The 972-nt window shown below is 59.9% G+C and carries 1 protein-coding gene; it reads right to left on the reverse strand.

Features of this window, described 5'->3' with window-relative positions; all coding sequences use genetic code 11:
• On the reverse strand, positions 1-928 hold a 928-nt coding region (locus B5F88_RS19730), incomplete at its 3' end, for a hypothetical protein (RefSeq protein WP_140402237.1).
• Positions 929-972 lie beyond the last annotated feature (44 nt).

A 972-nucleotide genomic window follows, 5' to 3' on the forward strand; every position in this document is an offset into this window, starting at 1 on the left:
TCTGACCCCAGTCCAGCTCCGGCATATCCAGCTTGCCGCACACATTTTTCTCCCACCGGTCCGCCCGGGTCTTGGCCTGGATCATATCGTCCAGCACCCTGGGCAGCCCGTGGAGCAGGGCCGCCTCCGCATTGGGATGCGCCTGATAAAGCCGCAGCCAGGCCACAGGATAGTGATAGGCCCCCGGCCGGTGCTCCATATACACATCCAGTTTACAGTGGGGCAGACAGCTCTCCGCCAGCAACTGCTCAGACAGGCCAAAAATATGTTCCTCCTGTCCCCAGCGCTCACTCCACACCTTGGGCTGCCGCCAGGTCCCGGTATACTGGACAAAATACCCGGCAGTCCCACTGTAAGCATTGACCCAGCCCATAATCTGAGCGCAGTCCACAGAGGAAAAGACATAGGCTTCCGCCGGGATGCCCTCCAGGTGGTCTCCGCCACCATAAAGCACCCGCCGCTGGACCACCCAACCGGTCAGGACCAGCAGCTGCTCCTTCCCCATTACGGCGGCACTCATAGCCCGCCCCTCAGCTGGGACAAAATAGCCTTTACTCCGCAACTCCGCCCTCCGCCGAACCTGCACTTGACAGCCACACTGAGGGCACAGAATACAATCTCCGGACTCATAGACCACCCCTCCCTCCACTTCGCTGTAGCTCTCCGGGAGGATAAATCCATACCCTCTCTGCCCCAGTCCATACTGGTACAATTCCTGATAGCCACAGCAGGAACACTGCACCCGTACCAGTCTCCGTTTCCGTGGCTTGGCCCATTCGTCCAAGATGAAGTCAAGTCCCCAGTCCTCCACCCATTCCTGTTCATAGAGGAATCCGTGGGTGTCCAGTTCATCCCGGAGGGCATCAGCCGCCCAGGTCAGGAACCCATCCGGCGGCGTCCGTGGCACCAGGTTGCGCACATCTTCCATGCTGCTCACCCCAGAAAATCGGCCAGGTCCAGGCTGATCAAACC

Source organism: Flavonifractor sp. An306, assembly GCF_002159455.1.
Classification (GTDB): Bacteria; Bacillota; Clostridia; order Oscillospirales; family Oscillospiraceae; genus Flavonifractor.